Raw genomic sequence first — 18,565 nt, forward strand, 5'->3', positions numbered from 1 at the left:
TCCGCATCGGGGATCGCGCAACTGGAAAAAGCTTTACGATGAACGGACGAGCGTGGAACGATGTAACGGTCGATTAAAAGAAAACCTCACGACGAACGATCTTCATGTTTGCGGGATTTCGAAGGGAACCACCCACGTGTACCTGAATGCCATCGTTTTATTAGCGACCGCGCTGGCTGTTAAGAAAACCCAGGCTTCCAAAGAAGTAGCTTAAAAAGAGAATCTCCAAAATTCTGCCCGTATGCCCATATCACTTTAGTTTGCGAAAGTGAAAGACTGGTTTCCCTGAGTGTTATTCTGGTTTATTGAACCAGAAAGCCATTTTGCAAAAGGCTCATTTATTACCCCATATTGGCTGACCATCTTTTAAGCAAATTTTCGAAGGAGGGTTAATCGAAGAGACTTCAATCAACGAGTTTAGCTGTATATTTTTTGTGTCAGCAGGTTGACTAACAATTGCCTTCACACGTAAAGCGCAAGCAAAATATTCTCTATATCCATCTTCATCCATCTCGAATCTGTTGTCGGTCTCATAAATTGTATCAATCACTCCTTCAATCTTTAAGTCGTCTATCCACTCAACAACGAGGAGTGTACCATTCGGATAATCATTGAGTGCTTTTATTAGACGGTCCAATTCTTTTCAACTCCGATGATTCTCCGCCTTTTTTAAACTAATCTCTACTTCTTTAAAAGTAAATTTTCAAAGTTTCTTGTACCATTTGCTTAAATTCAACAGTGCTTAGCCAATCTTTTTTGTTCAAGCCGATGACTCCATCACACTGATCGGCGATCAGAATGGCTGCTTGGTATATAGCTTTTTTATCACCAATAAAACAGGTTCTTCTGCTTCAATCATGATTTGTTTATCTCAAGATAAGGTGAACATGTCACACTTCCAAAAAGGTAAACGAAATGCGGCGATCGAGATATTTCCACCCTGTTCCCACATCGCTTTAACCAACTGTTCTTTATTCGGAAAGTTAGATCGTTCGTTAATCTCCAGAAGGATTTCCACAAAACCACCTCATGAAAATTATTTGTGTTCCTTAACGTACCATGCAGGTACGAAAAGTGCATGAGAGTGGATTTTAAATTAATTTATTTTTTTCTTTTAAATTCCTCTCCTAATACCGGCGTTATTTGATCAAATAATTCTTGATCAATATTAAACGCTCTTAGCTGTGATTCGATTATTTCTAAAACATCATAGTATGCAAAATTAAGTCCATTATTAAATTCGTCGCAGTTGTTCAGTGAATCATTGTATTTATCCTGAATTATTTCAATTAAATCAGATAGAAAAGACTGCAATTCACTGTCCATGTTCAATTCCTCCCGGCTAATTTCTTTCCTTCAAAATACCTTCGAGTATGGTCTTTTGTTCTTTTTGTCTTTGTATATCCGATGGCCATTTTTTTGTTAACAACGCCTGTTGTTGTCTTGGATCAAGTTCTTTGAAATTAGGGATATACTTAGTAGGATTCTTAATCTTATCTTCATGTTCTTCAATTTGTTTTTGGATCGAAGATATCCCCTTTTTCACCTGTTCATCAGACTTTGAAACATATTGTTTATAGAACCCAGAATGTTTTCCGCCTTCCTTTGCAGCTTTATAGTGGGGACTAAAAGGACATGCACACGCGGTCTTTTTCCAGTTCCGGGTGACATCGTCCAGCTTGGTTTTGCCGGCGGCCAGGACGTCGTCGCCGTATTTAGCCACCATCTTAACGCCTTTGACCGGTTTGGCGATGGGGAGGACCATGGCTCCGCGCAGGATGCGTTCGCCGATCCCGATTTTGTTTCCGTTCTCGTCCACACCGGTGATGGCGGCCTTGGCGTCGGTATAGCCGAGAAAATCCAGTGTGCCTTTCCCGATCTTCTCCAAAGCCCCCTCTTCTTCCTCCTGAGGAGGGGCAGGGGGTGTGGGATGGTTTTCATTGTCGTCTGCCTTGTCGGTCGATCCTCCGTCGGGATTCACCCCGTCATCCGGATTCGATGGGGCCGGCATCTCGGTAGTACCGCCGGCAGGGCTATCCGGAGTGCTGCCCGGATCATCCACCGAACCGGGTCGATGAGACCGGCCTCTCGGTGGAGCCGCCGGCTGGACCATCTGGAGCGCCGCCCGGATCCGTCGAACCGGGAAACGGTGCATCAGGTGTCTCGGTTTCTTGGCCCAAGAGTGCCGCCATCACCTTCTTCTGTAAGGACCCCTTCACCTCATCGCTGGTCAAGGCGTGGGTCAACGCCAGGGCGAGGATCGCTCCCGCCGCCAGGATCACGACATACTCCAGGGTGGCTGAGCCTCTTCGGTTCCACCACCGGATGTTCCTTCCTTTCACTCCTTCGCCTCCTTCATCGTCAAAAAGGCATGAGGACAAAACCAAAGACATATTTCAGCACGACCCACAACATACGAGGGAGAGCAGGACGACGGCCGCTCCTCTCCAGGCGGAAAACCGGTGGGCTTCCGCCACGCTTTTGATCAGGATCAGGTAAAACCAGATCGTCAATACAGTGTCTACAATAAAGAAAAAGAAATAGAGGAATAAGAGTGGAAAACTGTTGTCGATGGTCGGAGTGTACAGGGTAAAGGTTTCCTCCCCGAAACAGAGCATCCGAAACAACCAGATGATGAGCTTCGCGGTATACGGCACCAAAGCCCACACCAGCGCCCACTGCATCTCCTTCCAGCCGGCTTCCCCTCCGATGAGGCGGCCGGCTCCCCAGAACAGCGCCCCGTACAGCAGCCAGACGACCCAGCCCGCCGCCAACCCGATCGGGAGGGAGACGAGGAGCAAATGAGAGAGGGTGTACCAAACCCCGTATTCGCTGAACGAGATCTGGTCCAGCGTCATACTGATTCCGAACAGCGGGATGAAGAAGAGCCCCCACCGGGAAGGGAAAGGATCCTCCAACCGGGAACGGATCGTCATCCGCGTGCGGACCCAAACCGCCCACCCGGGTTTGTTTTCCACCCACATTACAGGTTCCATGAACACCCTCCTTACAGCCGCCGAAACAGCACAGCCAACAGGATGAACGGCACCAACAGAATTACCCAACCGATGAGCAGGGAGAAAAAGCCCCGCCAGGCCGAGAAATCATGGGCTTGGCCGACCCCTTTACAGAGTACGACGAAATACCAGATGCTGATCACCGAATCGATCAGGGTAAGCAACGTGTACAGCACCCACAACCACGCACTGCCCTCCAGAGAGGAGACCGTGGTGGTAAACATCTCCTGGCCGAAAAAGGCCAGCTGAGGGATCCAGAGGACCAGTTTCATGCTGAAGGGGATGCTGGCCCAGGCCACCGCTGTTTGGATTTCCTCCCAGGAGGCCGTCCCGTCCAACCAGCGGCCCACCCCGTAGGCGATCCCGCTCACGATGTACCAGGCGAGGGCACCGAGCAAGGGGCCCAACACCAAGGAGAGGATCAAGATCAAAGAAAAGGAGAGGGCATCCCCCAGGCTGCGGAGGGAAGCCTGTTTCAACCCCAGCATCAGACCAAATAGGAGAATAAGTAACCATTCCTGTTTCCGCTCACTGTGAATCAGCGCTTCCCGGATGACGGACCGGGGATGGATCCAGATCCGGATCCACGGCTTTGCCATAAACTCCAACAGAAAACCCCTTTCCATCACATCAAGAATATTCTACCAAATCGTAGCAAGTCATTTCCAGCGAAACAATAAGACTAATAGACTATAGCGTCCCCTTAGACGAATCCCGGAACAGCGATGGATGCCGCATTTCTCCGAAATAAGAGAAAAGCCCATCCGTTCAGGGACAGGCTTCCCAAATATTTAGTATGAGTCAAATCCGAGACGCCTTCACCAACAGGAACCAGCCCGGCTTCCGGTTGGTGGCCCGGCCGCCTTTTTTGGAAAAGCGGAAGTAGATCTTTCGCTCCTTCAACGGAAACAGGACCTTGTTCAATTCCCAGCCGCCCACGACCCAGAGGGAGCCGCCGGCAGGCCGCTTGTCAATGGGCTCCAGGCCGTGTTCCTTTAGGTAGTCGATCAGGTCGAAGGAACTGTCACCCGAATCGGAGCCCCCGTCCTGCTTCGGCTCGGCGGTGGCAGCCGTTTCCGTCCGGGGTTGTTTCAGTATGTCCTCGATCCCGCGAAACTTCTCGTTCAGGGTTCGGCTGATCACTTTCTCAATCGCTTCCGCATCCACCCCTTTGTCCACGGGGGGATGGCGGTAGGAGGGGGCCTGAAAATCGGGGTCCCCGTAGACCTCCGTCCACCAGACGGCCAATTCGTACACCAGCCGGTGGGCTTTCAGCGATTCTTCCACCGTTCCGTAACCAGTCCGGTGGGCGGCTTTGTTTCCCTCCAGACGGAGCCACTCCATTTTCTGATAGATAGACTCGGTGATCCACCCGCCCCGGTACAGTTTTTGGATCCGCTCGACCAATTTTTCATAGACATCGACGATCTTCTCTTCCCGCATCACCCAGCGTATCAGTGTTTCCATCCATTTGCGGCTTCGGGTGAGGGCGGAGGGCGGGTCGTGGTAGACGACCCGCTCCATCTCCTCCGCTTCCTCCGCCCAGGCGGGCTGCCGCTCCTTTAAAAAGGCGAAGAGGGATTTTTCCTCCATGCTTTTTGATTCTCTCCTTTCTCTGGTGTCAGAAGTTTTCCGCTTCGTTTCGACACATCAGATGAGCCTGCTTCATCACCGTTTCGATGGCGTCCTTCCGTTTATCTGGCGGGTAGTCATACTTTTTCAGCAGGCGCTTGATCGTCACCCGCATCTTGGCCTGAACGCTCGCCCGCAGGTTCCAGTCGATGCTCATATCGTTTTTGATCGCTTGAGTCAGATCCCGGGCAATCTGCTTTAAGATCTCGTCACCCATCACCTCTTTAGCGGACATATTGGTGGACAGCGCATCGTAAAAGGCCACCTCATCGGCGATCAGACCGAGATCTTCCCCCCGCCGGTGAGCCTCGTTCATTTGCTTGGCCAGCTCGATCATTTCCATGATCACCTGGGTCGTCTCGATCGCCCGGTTCTGATACTTAATGATGGACTCCTCCAGCATCTCGGAGAATTTCCTGGCCTGGATCATGTTTCTTCGCTCTACGGACCGCACTTTTCCTTTGAGCAGGCGGCGGAGCAATTCGACAGCCAAGTTCTTCTGTTCCAACCCTTTGACCTCTTCCAAAAATTCATCAGACAGAATGGCGATATTGGGCTTGTTGAGCCCGACGGAGCCCAGTACGTCGACCACGCCTTCGGAGATGACCGATTTGGAGACGAGCTGGTTGATCTTCGCGTCCAGTTGAGCGGAGGATTTTTTGCGGTTGTCGGCGGGGATCAGTTTGACGATGCCGGATTTGACCGCTTTGAAGTATCCGATCTCCAGGTTGAGCCGTTGGGCTTGATCGGTGGTGGAGCAGAGGGCGTAAGCGCGGGACAGCTCCGTCACCCACTGGATGAAATTTTTCTTTGCCTCTTCGCCCAATCCGAGGACGAAATCCACCCCGGCGGTGATGATCCGCATCCGTTCCGATGCTCCAGCAGTCGCGAACCAACTGTAGTCAAACCCGCGGAGGAGATCGCGGATCAGATCGATTTTCTCCAGCAATAGTTCCACCGCTTGCTCCGTATCCACCCCGGCGGTGCGCCGGTCCCTCTCGGTATACTCGTTCAGCGCCGTCTTCAGGGAATCGGCGATGCCGATGTAGTCCACCACCAGGCCGCCGGGTTTGTCCCGGAATACCCGGTTCACCCGGGCGATGGCCTGCATCAGGTTGTGACCGCGCATCGGTTTGTCCACGTAGATGGTGTGCATGGAGGGGGCATCGAAGCCGGTCAGCCACATATCTCGGACGATTACCATCTGCAAGGGGTCCGACTCGTCTTTCATCCGCTTGGCCAGCATTTCCCGCTGCTTTTTCGTGGTGAGATGAGGCTCAAATGACTCCGGATCGTCGGCTCTTCCGGTCATCACCACCTTGATCTTCCCGTCGTCCAGCTGATCGCTGTGCCAATCCGGGCGCAGACGGACGATGGCGTTGTAGAGGTCGACGGCGATGCGGCGGGACATGGCCACCACCATCGCTTTTCCGGTAATCGCTTCCTGCCGCTCCTCGAAGTGGGCGACGATGTCCGCCGCCACCTCCTGGACACGCTTCTCCGACCCGACCAGGGCTTCCAGGCGGGACCACTTGGATTTGAGTTTCTCCCGCTCCTCCGCTTCCTCGTACTCGGTGATCTCTTCGTAGGAGCGGTCGATCACGGGCCGCTTCGACTCGGGCAGGTTCAGTTTGGCGATGCGGCTCTCGTAGTAGATCTTCACCGTGGTACCATCTTCCACCGCCCGGGTCATGTCGTAGACGTCGATGTAATCGCCGAAGACCGAGCGGGTATTTTTGTCCGCCAGCTCCACCGGGGTTCCGGTGAAGCCGATGTAGGAGGCGTGGGGCAGAGCATCCCGCATGTGTTTGGCATAGCCGTATTTTACTTCGGCCCGCTGGCCGTCCTTCTTTTTCTTCACCTTGGCTTCGTGTCCATACTGGCTGCGGTGGGCTTCGTCGGCGATGACGACCACGTTTTTGCGGTGGGTGAGAGGGCGGACGGTTTCCTCCTCTTTCCCGGGGGCGAACTTGTGGATCGTGGTAAAGATGATTCCCCCGGACTCCCGGTCCAGCAGCTCCCGCAGGTGTTTCCGGCTCTTCGCATGAACCGGCGTCTGTCGCAGCAGTTGGAGGGATCTGCCGAAAGTCCCAAACAACTGATCGTCCAGGTCGTTGCGATCGGTGATGACAACCAGGGTGGGGTTGTTCAGCTCCTGTACCAGCTTCCCGGCGTAAAACACCATGGAGAGGCTTTTTCCCGAGCCCTGGGTGTGCCAGATCACCCCGATCTTGCGGTCTCCTTTTTCCTCCGTCGCCCGCAGGGTGCTTTCCACCGCTTTGTTGGTGGCGTGATACTGATGGTAGGCGGCCAGGATCTTGGCGGTGTGGCGGCCGTCGTTCTGAAACAGGAGGAAATGGCGCAGTATATCCAGGAAGCGGGGCGGGTACAACATCCCTTTGATCAGCACGTCCATCTGGGGCACCGCCTCCGGGGCCGTTTCGCTCCCGTCCATGGTGCGCCACCACATGAACCGGTCCTCATCCGCCGTCAAGGTGCCCACCCGGACATTGGTCCCGTCGCTGATGACGGTGAAGGCGTTGTAGGTCAAGAGCGACTGCATCCAGCGTTTGTAGTTTTGGATCTGGTTGTAGGCGCGGGTCAGCTCGGCCTCCTCGTCGACGGCGCTTTTCAACTCAAACAGGACCAGGGGCATCCCGTTGACAAACAGCACCACGTCGGCCCGAGGTCGCTTGTGGTCGTAGCCTTCCCACACGGTGAACTGATTGACCGCCAGCCAATCGTTCCGCTCCGGTTCGTCGAAGTCGAACAGCCACACCTTAACCGTGCGAATGCTGCCGTCCTCTTGCCGGACCGGCACATCCACCCCTTCGGTGGCCATCCGGTGGAAGGCGAGGTTGTTTTCCAGGAGGTCCGCTCCCTGGGGGATCTTCACCTTGCGTACCGCTTCTTCGATCCCCTCGGGAGGGATGAGGGGGTTGATCTGCTCCAGCGCTTCCCTAAGGCGCTCCTCCAGGATCACCTCGCTGTAATCCCACCGCTCGGGGTACTCCCCCTCGGGGGAGATCTCGGGACCATAAACCCTCTCAAACCCCAGCGCTTCCAAAGACTCCATTACGGCAGGCTCATCCAGCTTCGTTTCCGTCAGCTCGTTCATGGGCGGCCTCCTTTTCATCCAGGGGTACGCGAATCTCACCGGACATCAGTTTGGGGAGCAGAGTGTCGCGGAGTTGGGATAGGGTTTTAATTTCATCATTAAACTCGTTCACTAGGTTATATAAAGCCTTTGTTTGATTCTCAAAATCAGACAACACAAGGTCACTCGGAAATACAATTTGTGTATTTTTTATATCCCTTTGAGTAATAAGTGGTTGAGTTGAACCCCGATTCATGGACTTATAATCAAGGGTTTTTAATATTTGGTATACAAATTCATAATAAGGCGTTTTTATTACAAGTGTGTTATCCGACGGCCAACTTTCTCCGCGAACCCTTTGTATAACACCATGAGTACCTACTCGACCAGTCACTAGAATAGGTTCTTTATATAGAGCCTGATCCACATAACCTGTAATCGAGCTAGCACCTATTAGTGCGACATTAAATTTCTTATTTTGTTGCTCAGCTTTATTAGTAGGTCTTTTACCACTAGTAATATTGATGATGTCCCCCAATTTTCTTACTTTCCACCCCTTCGGAATCAACCCCAGCTCGCTCTCCACAAATTCCCCGTCCTGAAAGGGTTCGAAGTCGACGAACCAGGATTGGAACAGGGCTTGGGCCATCGCTTCGAGGTTTTGGTTGATGCGGTGGTTGAGCTCGATCTTTTCGTCCAAGGTGGACAGTATGGAGGCGATTTGTTTTTGTTCTTGGAGGGGGGGGAAGTTAACCGGCAAAGCGTAAAAATCATTTCTACTCGTTGATGGAATTGCCGAACCACTATCCATATTGTTTATATCTTTCGTAAGTAATTCATAGTAAGCCCATTTTATATCCAAGTCCCTAACTTTGGGATTCAGATAATATGCTGTATCAATTACAAAAAATGGTTTGTCGGAAAAATGTACCCCTCTATAAGCTCCCTTCCTACCAATGATAATTCCGGGCTTTTCATATAAGGGCTTACTTGTAAAGCCAATGTGACCATTAGTACCAAAAACAGGGACTTTATCTGTAGAATTTTTATATCCTTTTAAACCCTTACCATACTCTAAGGTGGCTAAATCTCCCCACTTTACTTCCTTCCACCCCTCAACACCCACGCCCATCATCTCCTTTCTTTCTCCTCAAAACTCAAACCCGATCTTCTTCAGATTCTCCCGGATCTCGTCCTCCAGCTGCTTCGACTTGGCGAACTGCTCCGCCAGCTCGCCGGTGAGGCGGGTCATTTTGTCCACGAAGGGTTCCCCGTCGTCCTCGGTTTCCTCGATGCCGACGTAGCGGCCGGGGGTGAGGATGTATTCATGCTGTTTCACATCCTCCAGGGAGGCGGATTTACAGAAGCCTTTGATGTCTTCGTAGTCGCCGGCTTCCTTTTGTCCCCGCCAGGCGTGGTAGGTGTCGGCCACTTTGCGGATGTCGTCATCACTGAATTCCCGGTGGACGCGGTCCACCATGTGGCCCAGCTTGCGGGCGTCGATGAACAGGATCTCGCCCCGGCGGTCCCGGTGGCCTTTAGCCGCTTTGTTTTTGGTCAAAAACCAGAGGCAGACCGGGATCTGGGTGGAGTAGAAAAGCTGCCCCGGCAGGGTGACGATGGCGTCCACCCGATCGTGGTCGACCAAGCCTTGGCGGATGGCGGCCTCGGAGGCGGAGTTGGTGGACATAGACCCGTTGGCCAGGACGAAGCCGGCGGTGCCGCTGGGGGCCAGTTTGGAGTCCATGTGCTGGATCCAGGCGTAGTTGGCGTTGCCGACGGGCGGGACGCCGAACTTCCACCGCTTATCCTCGGTCAGCCGCTCGCCGCCCCAGTCGCTGACGTTGAAGGGGGGATTGGCCAGGATGTAGTCGGCCCTGAGGTGCGGGTGCAGGTCCTCATGGAAGGTGTCCGCCGGTTTTTCCCCCAGGTTGCCGTCGATGCCCCGGATTGCCAGGTTCATCTTTGCGAGACGGCGGGTGGTGGGGTTGGACTCCTGCCCGTAGACGGCTACATCGCCGATCCGTCCCCGATGGGCGCGGATGAAGGATTCGCTCTGGACGAACATGCCGCCGGAGCCGCAGCAGGGGTCGTAGATGCGCCCCTTGTAGGGCTGGATCATCTCGACCAAGAGTTTGACAACGGTACGGGGGGTGTAGAATTGGCCGCCATTTTTCCCTTCGGCGTTAGCGAATTTGTTGAGGAAGTATTCATAGACGCGGCCCAGCACGTCCTTGGCGCGGCTTTCTTTGTCCCCCACCTTGAAGGAGAAGAGGTCGACGATCTCTCCGAGGCGAGTTTTGTCCAGGTCGGGGCGGGCGTAATTCTTGGGCAGCACCCCTTTCAGGGAGGGGTTATCCTTTTCGATGGCCACCATGGCGTCATCGATGATGCGGCCGATCTCCGGCTTTTTGGCGCTGTCCTTGATATGTTGCCAGCGGGCTTCCTTGGCCACCCAGAAGACGTTGTCGGCGAGGTACTCATCGGGGTCTTCCGGATCGGCCCACTCGTCCTTGAGGAGCTCTTCGTATTTTTCTTCAAAGGCGTCGGAAATGTATTTGAGGAAAATGAGCCCGAGGACGACGTGTTTGTATTCGGCGGCGTCTATGTTGTTTCTCAGTTTGTCCGCCATGTTCCACAGGTGCTGTTCAAAGCCGAGGGCGGCTCCCTTTGTCGCAGCCATGCCGGTTCCTCCTTAGGGAAAGAGTTGTCTATAGATGGATTCCTTCTGTTCCTGCCAACGTTGTTCCGCCCGTCGGATAGCCTTTTGGTAAATGGTCCATTCCCGGCGGTAATGGTCGATCAGCCGTTGTTGTTCGGCCTCGCTCAGGTGCGGGATCTCCAGTTCTCCGATATCCCCCGGGTTGATGTTCATCACCGTGGTCCCCCTTTGGAAGCTTTTGACCAGTGCTGAGCCGACGGGGCTTTCCAGGAACATCTTGGCAAAATGGCTATTGACTCCTTGTTTGAAGCGGATGACGATGATATTGGCGGAAGCGATGACGAAGCGGGGGAGGGTGTCGACAACGGCGAACTTGTTGATCGTTCCCCGGCAGGTCATGACCAGATCTCCCTCCTCCAGCTGGTAGCGCTTCACTTTGCGCTCCTCTTCGTCGATGGTGTCCATCCCGTCCCACCGGATCTCCCCGTCTTCGAGGTTGGAGATGTTGAGGACGGCGATCTCCCCGGGGCGGATATCCTTTTTCATGATCGATTTGCCCCGGAAGATGTCGGCGCTGTCCTTCAGTTTGATGCGCGGCAGATCGGAGGCTTGATATCGGGCGAGGTCGGCCCGTTCGTCGGCCAGGAAAAGCTCGACGCGCCAGTCTCTCTGCTCCGCGAAGAGGGAGTGGGGAACGGTCTGTTCATCGACGGGTAGGAGCGCCTCGTCTTTGAGCTGCAGCCTGCTCAGCCGCACGTGGGAGGCTGGCTGCCGGGATAGGGTGATCCAATAGGTTTTGATCGATGTAAAGGGGCGGAAGGTCCCCTCGGGCAGGGCGTCGATCCGCCTGACACTGTAATCTTTATTGATTTTGTCGCGCAGACGGGCGAGGCGTCCCCCGGCAAAGGTGAGTTTGGCGGGGGCGATCAAGGAGAGGGTGCCAGTCTCCGACAGGTGCCGGAGCAGGTTTTCCGCCGCGATGCCTTCGGTTTCGTTGGTGATAAAATCCCCTTCGGTCTCCGCCGGATCATAGCGGCCGCCGAAGGCGGGCAGGGAGAAAATGAAGTTATAGCGGGACAGTTCCATCGGCCGGTAGAGGGAGACATGCCGGATGTCCACCTGCTCATAACCGTCGAAAGCCAGAGTGAGCACCCGGTAGATCAGCCGTCGCTCCGTGGTTAAGGTGATGGAGCGGTCAGGAAATTTGCGGATGAAGGTCTCCAGACCGGTGATCGCTTTTTCCGCTTCCGTGATCAGGATGGTTTGAGGCGGATCGTCTGCGTCAAGGATTCGTTGCTCGATGGTTGAGATCAGCGGGTCGGGCAGCAACGGGCCCCCGGACCGGTCCTGTTTCAGGATCTCGATGGTGGTGGGGAGGATGGCAAGCTCCTTGCCGATCCGGTACCATTGGCAGAAGAGATCCCGATCACCGGGAAAATGGGCGAGCTCTTTTTCCACCTGTTCTTTCATCGTTTGAAAAAGCCGTTCGGGATCTTGTTCGATGTCATCGGTAAGATTGGTCTGCTCCAGATATCGTCGGGTCAGCCAGATCCGAAGCGCTTCGGTCAAACGCTCATCCGCCCGCACTAGCCCCCGCTGACTCAGCACATCCCAGAATGCCCTGAGGGTCTCCTTCATCCGTCCCGCCTCCTTTCGGTAACCATTTCCTCCTTGCAACAGTAGTATACGATAATCTTTTTGGTATTGGCAATACTAAAAATGATGATTTGGGTGTTTTTTATCGACGGCAAACAAAAACCGGGCGGGAAATACCCACCCGGGATGTCGAATGTTTCAAGCTCAGCTGGAGAGAGACTAACCGATAACTTGAACGCTGGGAACTTTCGATCGCAATTCTCGATCAAGATGACTCAAATCTTGGGTATGGTCAGAACCGAGTCCCAATCTTTCAGAGTAAGCTACTCCTTTACCTAGTCATCCTGTTGCAGACATTACATAAAGGAGCGATAAAACTCTCCAAATCTCATAACGATATCATCCAAAATCAATTATTCTCCCAACTGTGGATAGAATCCTTAAATCGCTCATATAGGTACTCGAATAGGTTGTTGTACTGTATTGTTCCTGTTCCGTTTTCCATGTCCCAGTCTACAATTGGACATTCACCTTTTTTCATGTCCGAAGTATCCAAACATATTTGGTACTCGTCGAGATTTTCAATGACAACGTAGTAATCAGGTGAACCAAACTCTCGGTATTGCCTTGTGTTATCTATACCTTCATATGAACCATAGATCTCTGCGCCAGCGACTGTGCATTCACCGTAAGTGCACAGAAACCATTTATAACTTTCTGGGAAATTGACGCGAAGGTCTTGTTCCATCTTTTTTATTGTTAGGTCATCTGTACCACCGACCGCTCGTACAGGAACACCTCTAGCTTTCGCGTCATCTAAAAGACGCTTTAGTTTTTCTTGCACTATTTCAACTTCCTTTCGACTTGCTCGGCTCGCCATCGCCAATATTGTTGACGATAATTATTATACATTTCATTTAGGGTCGGGTTTCGACGGAAACTTTTCTCAATTATACCGTGTAGTTGTTTAGAATACTTCTGATGAACGCTTCGCGGTATCTCGGCCATTGCACCCGGCTCTTTTCCGATCACATGATGCAGTTGAATCGATTGACCATCTGAACTAAGAGGTGGATCCCCATCCTTTACCCTATCTAAATTAGTTCGACCATATTTATCACGAAACTGGGAGGATTTCCAATCGATATCGTTTCTTTGATAAACTCGACGACTGATATCATATGTACGACCATTTCTGAGGGTCGTTGACCCCTTCCATGTAATTGGTGTGTAAAGATCGCTTTCAAAGTGATAGGGATTTCCCGTCTTAGGATTAATCCCCTGAATTTTACTGCTTCCTGCCGCCGTACTCGCCGCCTGCTCCGCTTTGGGGGTAATACCGAATACAGGTGTTTTGGTCGCCATATGAGGGACGACGGTAAGTCCGACCCCCATGATTGCTGCGACAGTGGCATTCTTCCAATTGAATTTGCGCCCGTGAAGAAAATCGTCGGCAAGGCTTCCCGCAGATGCTCCGGCGGAGTTTCCGATCAGTTGAGCCGCCCTTCGACCAACATAACGGACGGCTCCTTTGGCAACCCCCCGGTGACACCACCCCCAAAAGCTCCAGCAACGCCGCCGATGGACGCATCGGATACGATAGTCTTTAAATCATTTCCCTGATAGGCGGAGATGCCCCCGCCAGCCACCATCCCGATGAGGATGCCAGCTACAAAGCCTTGTCCACCCGGAACAAATAAGAGGACGACACCGGCAGCTGCGGTCAGGGTGGCCGCGATGGCTTCCTTATGTTCCTTAACCCATTCCCAGGCCGCTTGTGCTCCGGATGTGATCCCATCCCAAGCGTCGCTGGCTACTTCCTTCGTTTCTCCCCATGGATCTTCAACAAAATCCTCTAAACCCTCTTTCACCCCCGTTCCAAGTATGGGATAGGTCATCCTTCAGTTGTGCAAAGAATCCATTATCTTTATCATGGTCCTTATTAAGATCAGGGTTTTGCGCGGAGTGTTGCACCATTGCAGGTATGACTGGTTCCTGTCCCGATGTTATCAGCGATTTGGAACAGAAGCTGGCCCACTTGTATACCCAGGTCCTTCCCACCCCAAATCGGCAACAGAGTTGACGGCTGATCCACCAACCGACTTCATCGTCTATAAATCAGACGGACTCCGGTAACGGAGTCTTTTTGTGTTTGGGTGAAAGAAAGATGAAGGGCACATCGATCATGATGGTGTTGGCCAAAAATGAGCATCATGTATAAACTTTTCGTACACGTGTCAGTTGTTGTTCTTCTTTCATTGATCCGGTTTATCTCTTTCGGAAAACCAAAAGGCGCCCGTTTTTAGCCAAGACGCTCGGTACACTTCAAATGTCCATCCCTCGCTTTGATCATCAAATCCAAACTGAAAACCACAGCAATCACAAATTTCATAAGAAGGGTTTCCGTCTGGGTCATATGGGGGTTCTTTCAAGAGGTGACCACAAACGGGACATACATGACCCATTTTTCACGGCTCCTTTGTCACAGCTTGTGGGAGGAGGGATGAGAGATTTCATCCCACTTATGATAATCGATCTGCAAAGCCGTATTGGAAGCTTCCTCGATTTGATTCTGATGCAACAAGGATCGTATCTGCTCTACTTCCTCTTGCCAATCCGGGCCGCTGTGGATATCGACATAATCAACAAAATCTGTTATTAAATTTTCGTTGGTTGGATCCAATTGGATGGCTCTTTGGTAGATCTCAAACATCAATGAAATATGCGGGTACATCAACTCACCGATATCTCGATTTAATGCTTCAGCCAACGGTTGGGGGTTGGTCTCTTTTCTTATTTTGGCCCTAAGAAGCACATAGATTTTCTCGAACCCCTTTTCAGAATTCGGTTCCTGAGTTTGATGCATCATGATCACTTTCGTGAGGAGATCGGAAATTTTATTCATCATTCACCCCTCCCTAGTGGTTGAGTTGGCGAAATTTCGAAAAGGGGCACGGGAGGGACTATAGCTCTCTCATCCGGTGATGATCGTCGTCGTGCGCTTTTAGTCGGAGGAGGGTTGCTAACCCATACATCTATCATCCCAAATGGGCGGAACCTCTTTTAAATATATTTTTGAAGGAGGGTCAATGGAAGAGAGTTCAACGAACGAGTGGAGCTGTATTTTACTGTGCGCGGGTTGACTCAAAATCGCCTTCACTCGTAAAAGACAAGCAATATACTCTCGATATCCATCTTCATCCATTTCGAGATGATTGTCCGTCTCATAAATGGTATCGATCACTCCTTCCATCTTTGAGCCATCGATCCACTCAACAACGAGGGGGGTGCCATTGAGATGATCCATTTCTTTTCTCCGCCTACTTTAAACTTACTCTGCGGCTTCTTTAAAAGTAAATGTCAAAGTTTCTTGTACCACTTGCTCAAATTCAACAATGCTTAACCACTCTTTTTTGTTTAGGCTGATGATTCCATCACACGGATCAGCGATCAGAATGGCTGCTTGATAAACGGCTTTTTTATCGACCAATGATACCGGCTCTTCTGCTTCAATCATGATTTGTTTTTCATCAAGCGTGATTTGTCTTTCCTCAAGCTCCTCATTTGGTTCCAGATAAAAATTTATATGAGTCTTAGACCTCAATAAGCCGGTCCATCTGTTGTCATCCAGCCATTTATCCCATGATAAAGTGAACATATCACATTTCCAAAGAGGTAAATGAAAGGCTGCGATTGAGATATTTACCCCCTGTTCCCGCATCGCTTTTGCTAACTGTCTTCTATTTGGAAAGTTCGATCAACAGTGAATCCCCAGAAAAATTTTCAACCAATCAACTCATGGTCAGCTCCTTAGATTTTATAGGTATGGAGATCGATAGGGTTCGATATACAATCCAGTCTTTTTAATCTTGCTGAGAACTTGTTTATCACAGTGATTGCTACCCAGATACATATAATAATCGTAACCGAAGTGGGCAAACATCCTGTGGTGCTTATCCTCCAGCATCATTTTGCCCCAGATATGTTCACGGAGGATGAGCCGACAGAGAGGATCGATTTGATTGTAGTCAAGGCGACAACCATCGCTCAGTGTGGTAAAGAGTCGTAGCAACTCCGGGGAATAAAAGGTGGGGTATTTTCCCTGCATTTCTGCTAACGCCTCAATATGGTCCATATATTCAAGATCACAAAATGTTACAGGGATAGGTTTTACCGGTTCAAAAAAGGCTTTTACCGCTTGGATGTATGCATCTTCCACTCGGATATAGTCCTCCACCGTTACCTTGGATCCATCCACCACTTTTCCCACATCAGAAAATGACGTCCAGCTTTCTTTAAGAAAAACTCCATTTTGATCACGATCCTTCGGATCGTATTTCGTAATTCGCCAGCTAACCATTTTCCAACCTCTTTTGGATAATTTTTAATCATTATCTCTAAAAACATCTACCCTACAGTAACATCCTCATCCACAAGTGGGCGATCCTTTTTTAATAGGGCAAGTATATGCTATTTTTCCAGGTCGGGGTCACATCGTCTATTTTACAAACTGTCTTCTGGACACGCATCCAGTACGTCATGAAAGAGAGCATATCGCACGGTCACTTGCTTACCGAAAATATTTACACCATCGACAAATGTTAAGTCAGCAACAACTTCTTCTAATTCGTCATCAAACAACTCAATGAGCCCTTTTGATGACAAAGCTTTTCTTATCTGCTGATGTAATTCGTATTGTTGCATCGTATATGGTTCATTGCCATACCCGTCCAGGCAGGGATCATACATATGGGGCCATATTTCTGAATCAGTGAGATCTACATCAAAGGTGTGGTCTACATAATAAAACGGACTTAATTTAGAAATGACTAGTTGCGTGTGAAATCTAAAATGAATCCCGTTTATCTGTTTGGAATCAAAGTCAAAAAATCATTGATTGGAGGGCCATACATCATCCCGGTACACTTCTTCGGGTTTTAAGCCTTTCATACATAGCCATTCAATCAACCTTTCTGGCAACCTGATTTTTTTGCTACATAACCTTAAATATTCTTTTTTATTCGGTCTGTTATAAACCAGTTCCATATATCTCTGGACATTTTTATTCATTTCGACCTCCCTGAGTAAAAAGGATGTTCCCGTTGCTGATAGCAATCGAGGGTTTCATTCTCTATTTTCCCGGCGTAATCGTTTATAGGATTTTTGGAATTTTACTCTGGATTTTTTAAATTGGCGTGGAACTTCTGTAAAAATACCCATTTCCCATAGATGGAATAAAACAGGATGATGTCGCTTGGCACATTCTAAACAGACGGGCTAATTGGTTCCTTCTAGAAAAAAGCCGATAAGAAACTCAGACATTTCAACATGAATATGATGACAAATCGCGCATGGCTCGTACTCTAGATTTTTATTAAATTCTTTATCTCTAATGCTTTTTCCTGACTTCAAAATGATTTGTTCATTCATGTTAATACCTCTTCTTTTTAAAACCCCGAATGATTTCGACGAAATCAGCTAGAAAAGCCTGTCATTGATGGTCCATGGTCGTGCCCGCTGCCTTATTTGTAACATGTGTTCAAACACACCAATAAATTATAATAGATTAATTTGCAAATTTGGATTTAAGTATACCGTTGCAGAGGGCTGTTCCTTGTTCATTTCATAGATCTCCATATAGTCACCAAGTGTGTGATCTTTTTGAACCAGGATTTGATTCACTTGTGTAAAGCAGGCTCGAAGGATCGGGTTTGGTAAATGTTTTTGATGTACCTCCAGACTTGCCTCCAGATCGAAGACCGAGAATTTTAGTACCAGGTGATTGTTGTTTTGATCTTTCAGATTATATTGAAATATATCATGATCATCCTCATCCTTGATCGGTTCACTCTCAAAAAAGTTTAATAGATCAAACGAGTTATACTTGATTTCAGACATTTTTAAACCCACCTTGCGTTGTTAAATGAGCGGTAACTGCACAATCAGGTCATGTCGCCATCTTAACCCTTATCGGCTCCTGGGCCACGGGACAGGCGTTGGGTCTGGTCGGGTTGTGGCTGTTGGTGGTGGCCGTATGTATGGGGGTTTTCACCGGGATCAACGGGTTTTTTGTGGCCACCAGCCGCTTGCTATTCGGAATGGCCCGTGCCCGGGTGCGCAATGTGCATCCCGTTCATCGTATCCCGATCATTCGGTCCTGTTTGCCGCGATGCTCTCCCTGGTCGCACCCTGGTTCGGCAGGGCAGTGATTCTATGGGGGGGGTATGGCCGCCTTCGGGGCGCCTTTGGCTACCTGTACACCTATTTTACTGCTTATGGTCTGTCGGAAGTGGGCGGTGCCGGTAAAAGGGGGGCCCTGGTCGGAAGCCTTTTTTCCATGGGGTTTTGGTTTTGCTTATGGTACCGGCGAGCCCGGGTTTATGTCGCCTCCTTCCTGATTGTCGCTGGGTGTGTGGTGTTGATAGGGATAATCTTTTATCTGGTGAAAGCCCGGGAGTACACCCGTATGCCCCAGGTGGCGCTGGATCGGTTGATTCTCGGCGGAAAAGAAAAAAGCCGGCAGTAAAGCCGGGTTCATCGATACCGGATGAATCCGGTTTT

The 18,565-nt window shown here is 50.5% G+C and carries 22 protein-coding genes and 1 pseudogene; 2 read left to right on the forward strand and 21 right to left on the reverse strand.

Features of this window, described 5'->3' with window-relative positions; all coding sequences use genetic code 11:
• A pseudogene (locus tag BLP91_RS15745) lies at window positions 1-214 on the forward strand (transposase); the annotation flags it as partial.
• Window positions 215-334: 120 nt separating this feature from the next.
• On the opposite strand, the gene BLP91_RS15750 reads toward BLP91_RS15745, so the two are convergent.
• From BLP91_RS15750 to BLP91_RS15855, 21 genes are all read right to left on the reverse strand, one after another.
• Window positions 335-637 (reverse strand): hypothetical protein, encoded by a 303-nt coding sequence (locus BLP91_RS15750; RefSeq protein WP_091573070.1) that lies wholly within the window; start codon window positions 635-637, stop codon window positions 335-337.
• A 464-nt stretch (window positions 638-1,101) separates the two neighbouring features.
• The gene (locus BLP91_RS15755) at window positions 1,102-1,326 is read right to left on the reverse strand and encodes a hypothetical protein (RefSeq protein ID WP_091573071.1); all 225 of its coding nucleotides are present in this window, start codon (window positions 1,324-1,326) and stop codon (window positions 1,102-1,104) included.
• A gap of 16 nt (window positions 1,327-1,342) precedes the next feature.
• Window positions 1,343-2,113 (reverse strand): pre-toxin TG domain-containing protein, encoded by a 771-nt coding sequence (locus BLP91_RS15760; RefSeq protein WP_176758045.1) that lies wholly within the window; start codon window positions 2,111-2,113, stop codon window positions 1,343-1,345.
• The gene (locus tag BLP91_RS15765; RefSeq protein WP_176758046.1) at window positions 2,055-2,342 is read right to left on the reverse strand and encodes a DUF4244 domain-containing protein; all 288 of its coding nucleotides are present in this window, start codon (window positions 2,340-2,342) and stop codon (window positions 2,055-2,057) included. Before BLP91_RS15765 ends, BLP91_RS15760 begins: the two co-directional genes overlap by 59 nt.
• Window positions 2,343-2,396: 54 nt before the next feature.
• Complete coding sequence (locus tag BLP91_RS15770; RefSeq protein WP_091573074.1) at window positions 2,397-2,996, reverse strand: YIP1 family protein; 600 nt, start codon at window positions 2,994-2,996, stop codon at window positions 2,397-2,399.
• An 11-nt stretch (window positions 2,997-3,007) separates the two neighbouring features.
• Window positions 3,008-3,616 (reverse strand): YIP1 family protein, encoded by a 609-nt coding sequence (locus tag BLP91_RS15775; protein ID WP_245662296.1) that lies wholly within the window; start codon window positions 3,614-3,616, stop codon window positions 3,008-3,010.
• 202 nt (window positions 3,617-3,818) lie between these two features.
• On the reverse strand, window positions 3,819-4,610 hold the full coding sequence (locus BLP91_RS15780; RefSeq protein ID WP_091573076.1) for a DUF4145 domain-containing protein: 792 nt from the start codon (window positions 4,608-4,610) through the stop codon (window positions 3,819-3,821).
• A gap of 28 nt (window positions 4,611-4,638) precedes the next feature.
• Window positions 4,639-7,767, reverse strand: a complete 3,129-nt coding sequence (locus BLP91_RS15785) for a type I restriction endonuclease subunit R (protein WP_091573077.1) — start codon at window positions 7,765-7,767, stop codon at window positions 4,639-4,641.
• A complete protein-coding gene (locus BLP91_RS15790) occupies window positions 7,736-8,881 on the reverse strand; it encodes a restriction endonuclease subunit S (protein ID WP_091573078.1) in 1,146 nt (381 codons plus the stop codon). Before BLP91_RS15790 ends, BLP91_RS15785 begins: the two co-directional genes overlap by 32 nt.
• Window positions 8,882-8,896: 15 nt before the next feature.
• Window positions 8,897-10,429, reverse strand: a complete 1,533-nt coding sequence (locus BLP91_RS15795; protein ID WP_091573079.1) for a class I SAM-dependent DNA methyltransferase — start codon at window positions 10,427-10,429, stop codon at window positions 8,897-8,899.
• Window positions 10,430-10,441: 12 nt separating this feature from the next.
• Window positions 10,442-12,046: a restriction endonuclease subunit S gene (locus BLP91_RS15800; RefSeq protein WP_091573080.1), complete on the reverse strand. Its 1,605-nt coding sequence runs from the start codon at window positions 12,044-12,046 to the stop codon at window positions 10,442-10,444.
• A 367-nt stretch (window positions 12,047-12,413) separates the two neighbouring features.
• Window positions 12,414-12,848 carry an SMI1/KNR4 family protein gene (locus BLP91_RS15805; protein WP_176758048.1) on the reverse strand — a complete coding sequence of 145 codons (435 nt, stop codon included), beginning with the start codon at window positions 12,846-12,848 and terminating at the stop codon, window positions 12,414-12,416.
• Window positions 12,848-13,369 carry an HNH/ENDO VII family nuclease gene (locus tag BLP91_RS15810; protein ID WP_176758049.1) on the reverse strand — a complete coding sequence of 174 codons (522 nt, stop codon included), beginning with the start codon at window positions 13,367-13,369 and terminating at the stop codon, window positions 12,848-12,850. Before BLP91_RS15810 ends, BLP91_RS15805 begins: the two co-directional genes overlap by 1 nt.
• Window positions 13,370-13,494: 125 nt before the next feature.
• On the reverse strand, window positions 13,495-13,902 hold the full coding sequence (locus BLP91_RS15815) for a hypothetical protein (protein WP_143003585.1): 408 nt from the start codon (window positions 13,900-13,902) through the stop codon (window positions 13,495-13,497).
• Between the two features lie 584 nt (window positions 13,903-14,486).
• Window positions 14,487-14,909 carry a hypothetical protein gene (locus BLP91_RS15825; RefSeq protein ID WP_091573085.1) on the reverse strand — a complete coding sequence of 141 codons (423 nt, stop codon included), beginning with the start codon at window positions 14,907-14,909 and terminating at the stop codon, window positions 14,487-14,489.
• A 117-nt stretch (window positions 14,910-15,026) separates the two neighbouring features.
• Complete coding sequence (locus BLP91_RS15830; protein ID WP_091573086.1) at window positions 15,027-15,311, reverse strand: hypothetical protein; 285 nt, start codon at window positions 15,309-15,311, stop codon at window positions 15,027-15,029.
• A gap of 24 nt (window positions 15,312-15,335) precedes the next feature.
• Window positions 15,336-15,725, reverse strand: coding sequence for a hypothetical protein (locus tag BLP91_RS15835; protein ID WP_091573087.1), 390 nt, complete (start codon window positions 15,723-15,725; stop codon window positions 15,336-15,338).
• Between the two features lie 96 nt (window positions 15,726-15,821).
• Entirely contained in the window at window positions 15,822-16,364 is a 543-nt protein-coding gene (locus BLP91_RS15840) for a hypothetical protein (RefSeq protein ID WP_091573088.1), read from the reverse strand.
• Window positions 16,365-16,507: 143 nt separating this feature from the next.
• On the reverse strand, window positions 16,508-16,708 hold the full coding sequence (locus BLP91_RS15845) for a hypothetical protein (protein WP_143003586.1): 201 nt from the start codon (window positions 16,706-16,708) through the stop codon (window positions 16,508-16,510).
• A gap of 573 nt (window positions 16,709-17,281) precedes the next feature.
• Window positions 17,282-17,434, reverse strand: coding sequence for a hypothetical protein (locus tag BLP91_RS16875; RefSeq protein ID WP_176758050.1), 153 nt, complete (start codon window positions 17,432-17,434; stop codon window positions 17,282-17,284).
• Window positions 17,435-17,560: 126 nt separating this feature from the next.
• Window positions 17,561-17,902, reverse strand: a complete 342-nt coding sequence (locus tag BLP91_RS15855; RefSeq protein WP_091573091.1) for a hypothetical protein — start codon at window positions 17,900-17,902, stop codon at window positions 17,561-17,563.
• Window positions 17,903-18,038: 136 nt separating this feature from the next.
• On the opposite strand from BLP91_RS15855, the gene BLP91_RS15860 reads away from it, so the two are divergent.
• Window positions 18,039-18,530: a hypothetical protein gene (locus BLP91_RS15860; protein WP_091573092.1), complete on the forward strand. Its 492-nt coding sequence runs from the start codon at window positions 18,039-18,041 to the stop codon at window positions 18,528-18,530.
• Window positions 18,531-18,565: the final 35 nt, after the last annotated feature.

It is taken from the genome of Melghirimyces thermohalophilus, assembly GCF_900102685.1.
In the GTDB taxonomy this organism is placed as follows: domain Bacteria; phylum Bacillota; class Bacilli; order Thermoactinomycetales; family DSM-45169; genus Melghirimyces; species Melghirimyces thermohalophilus.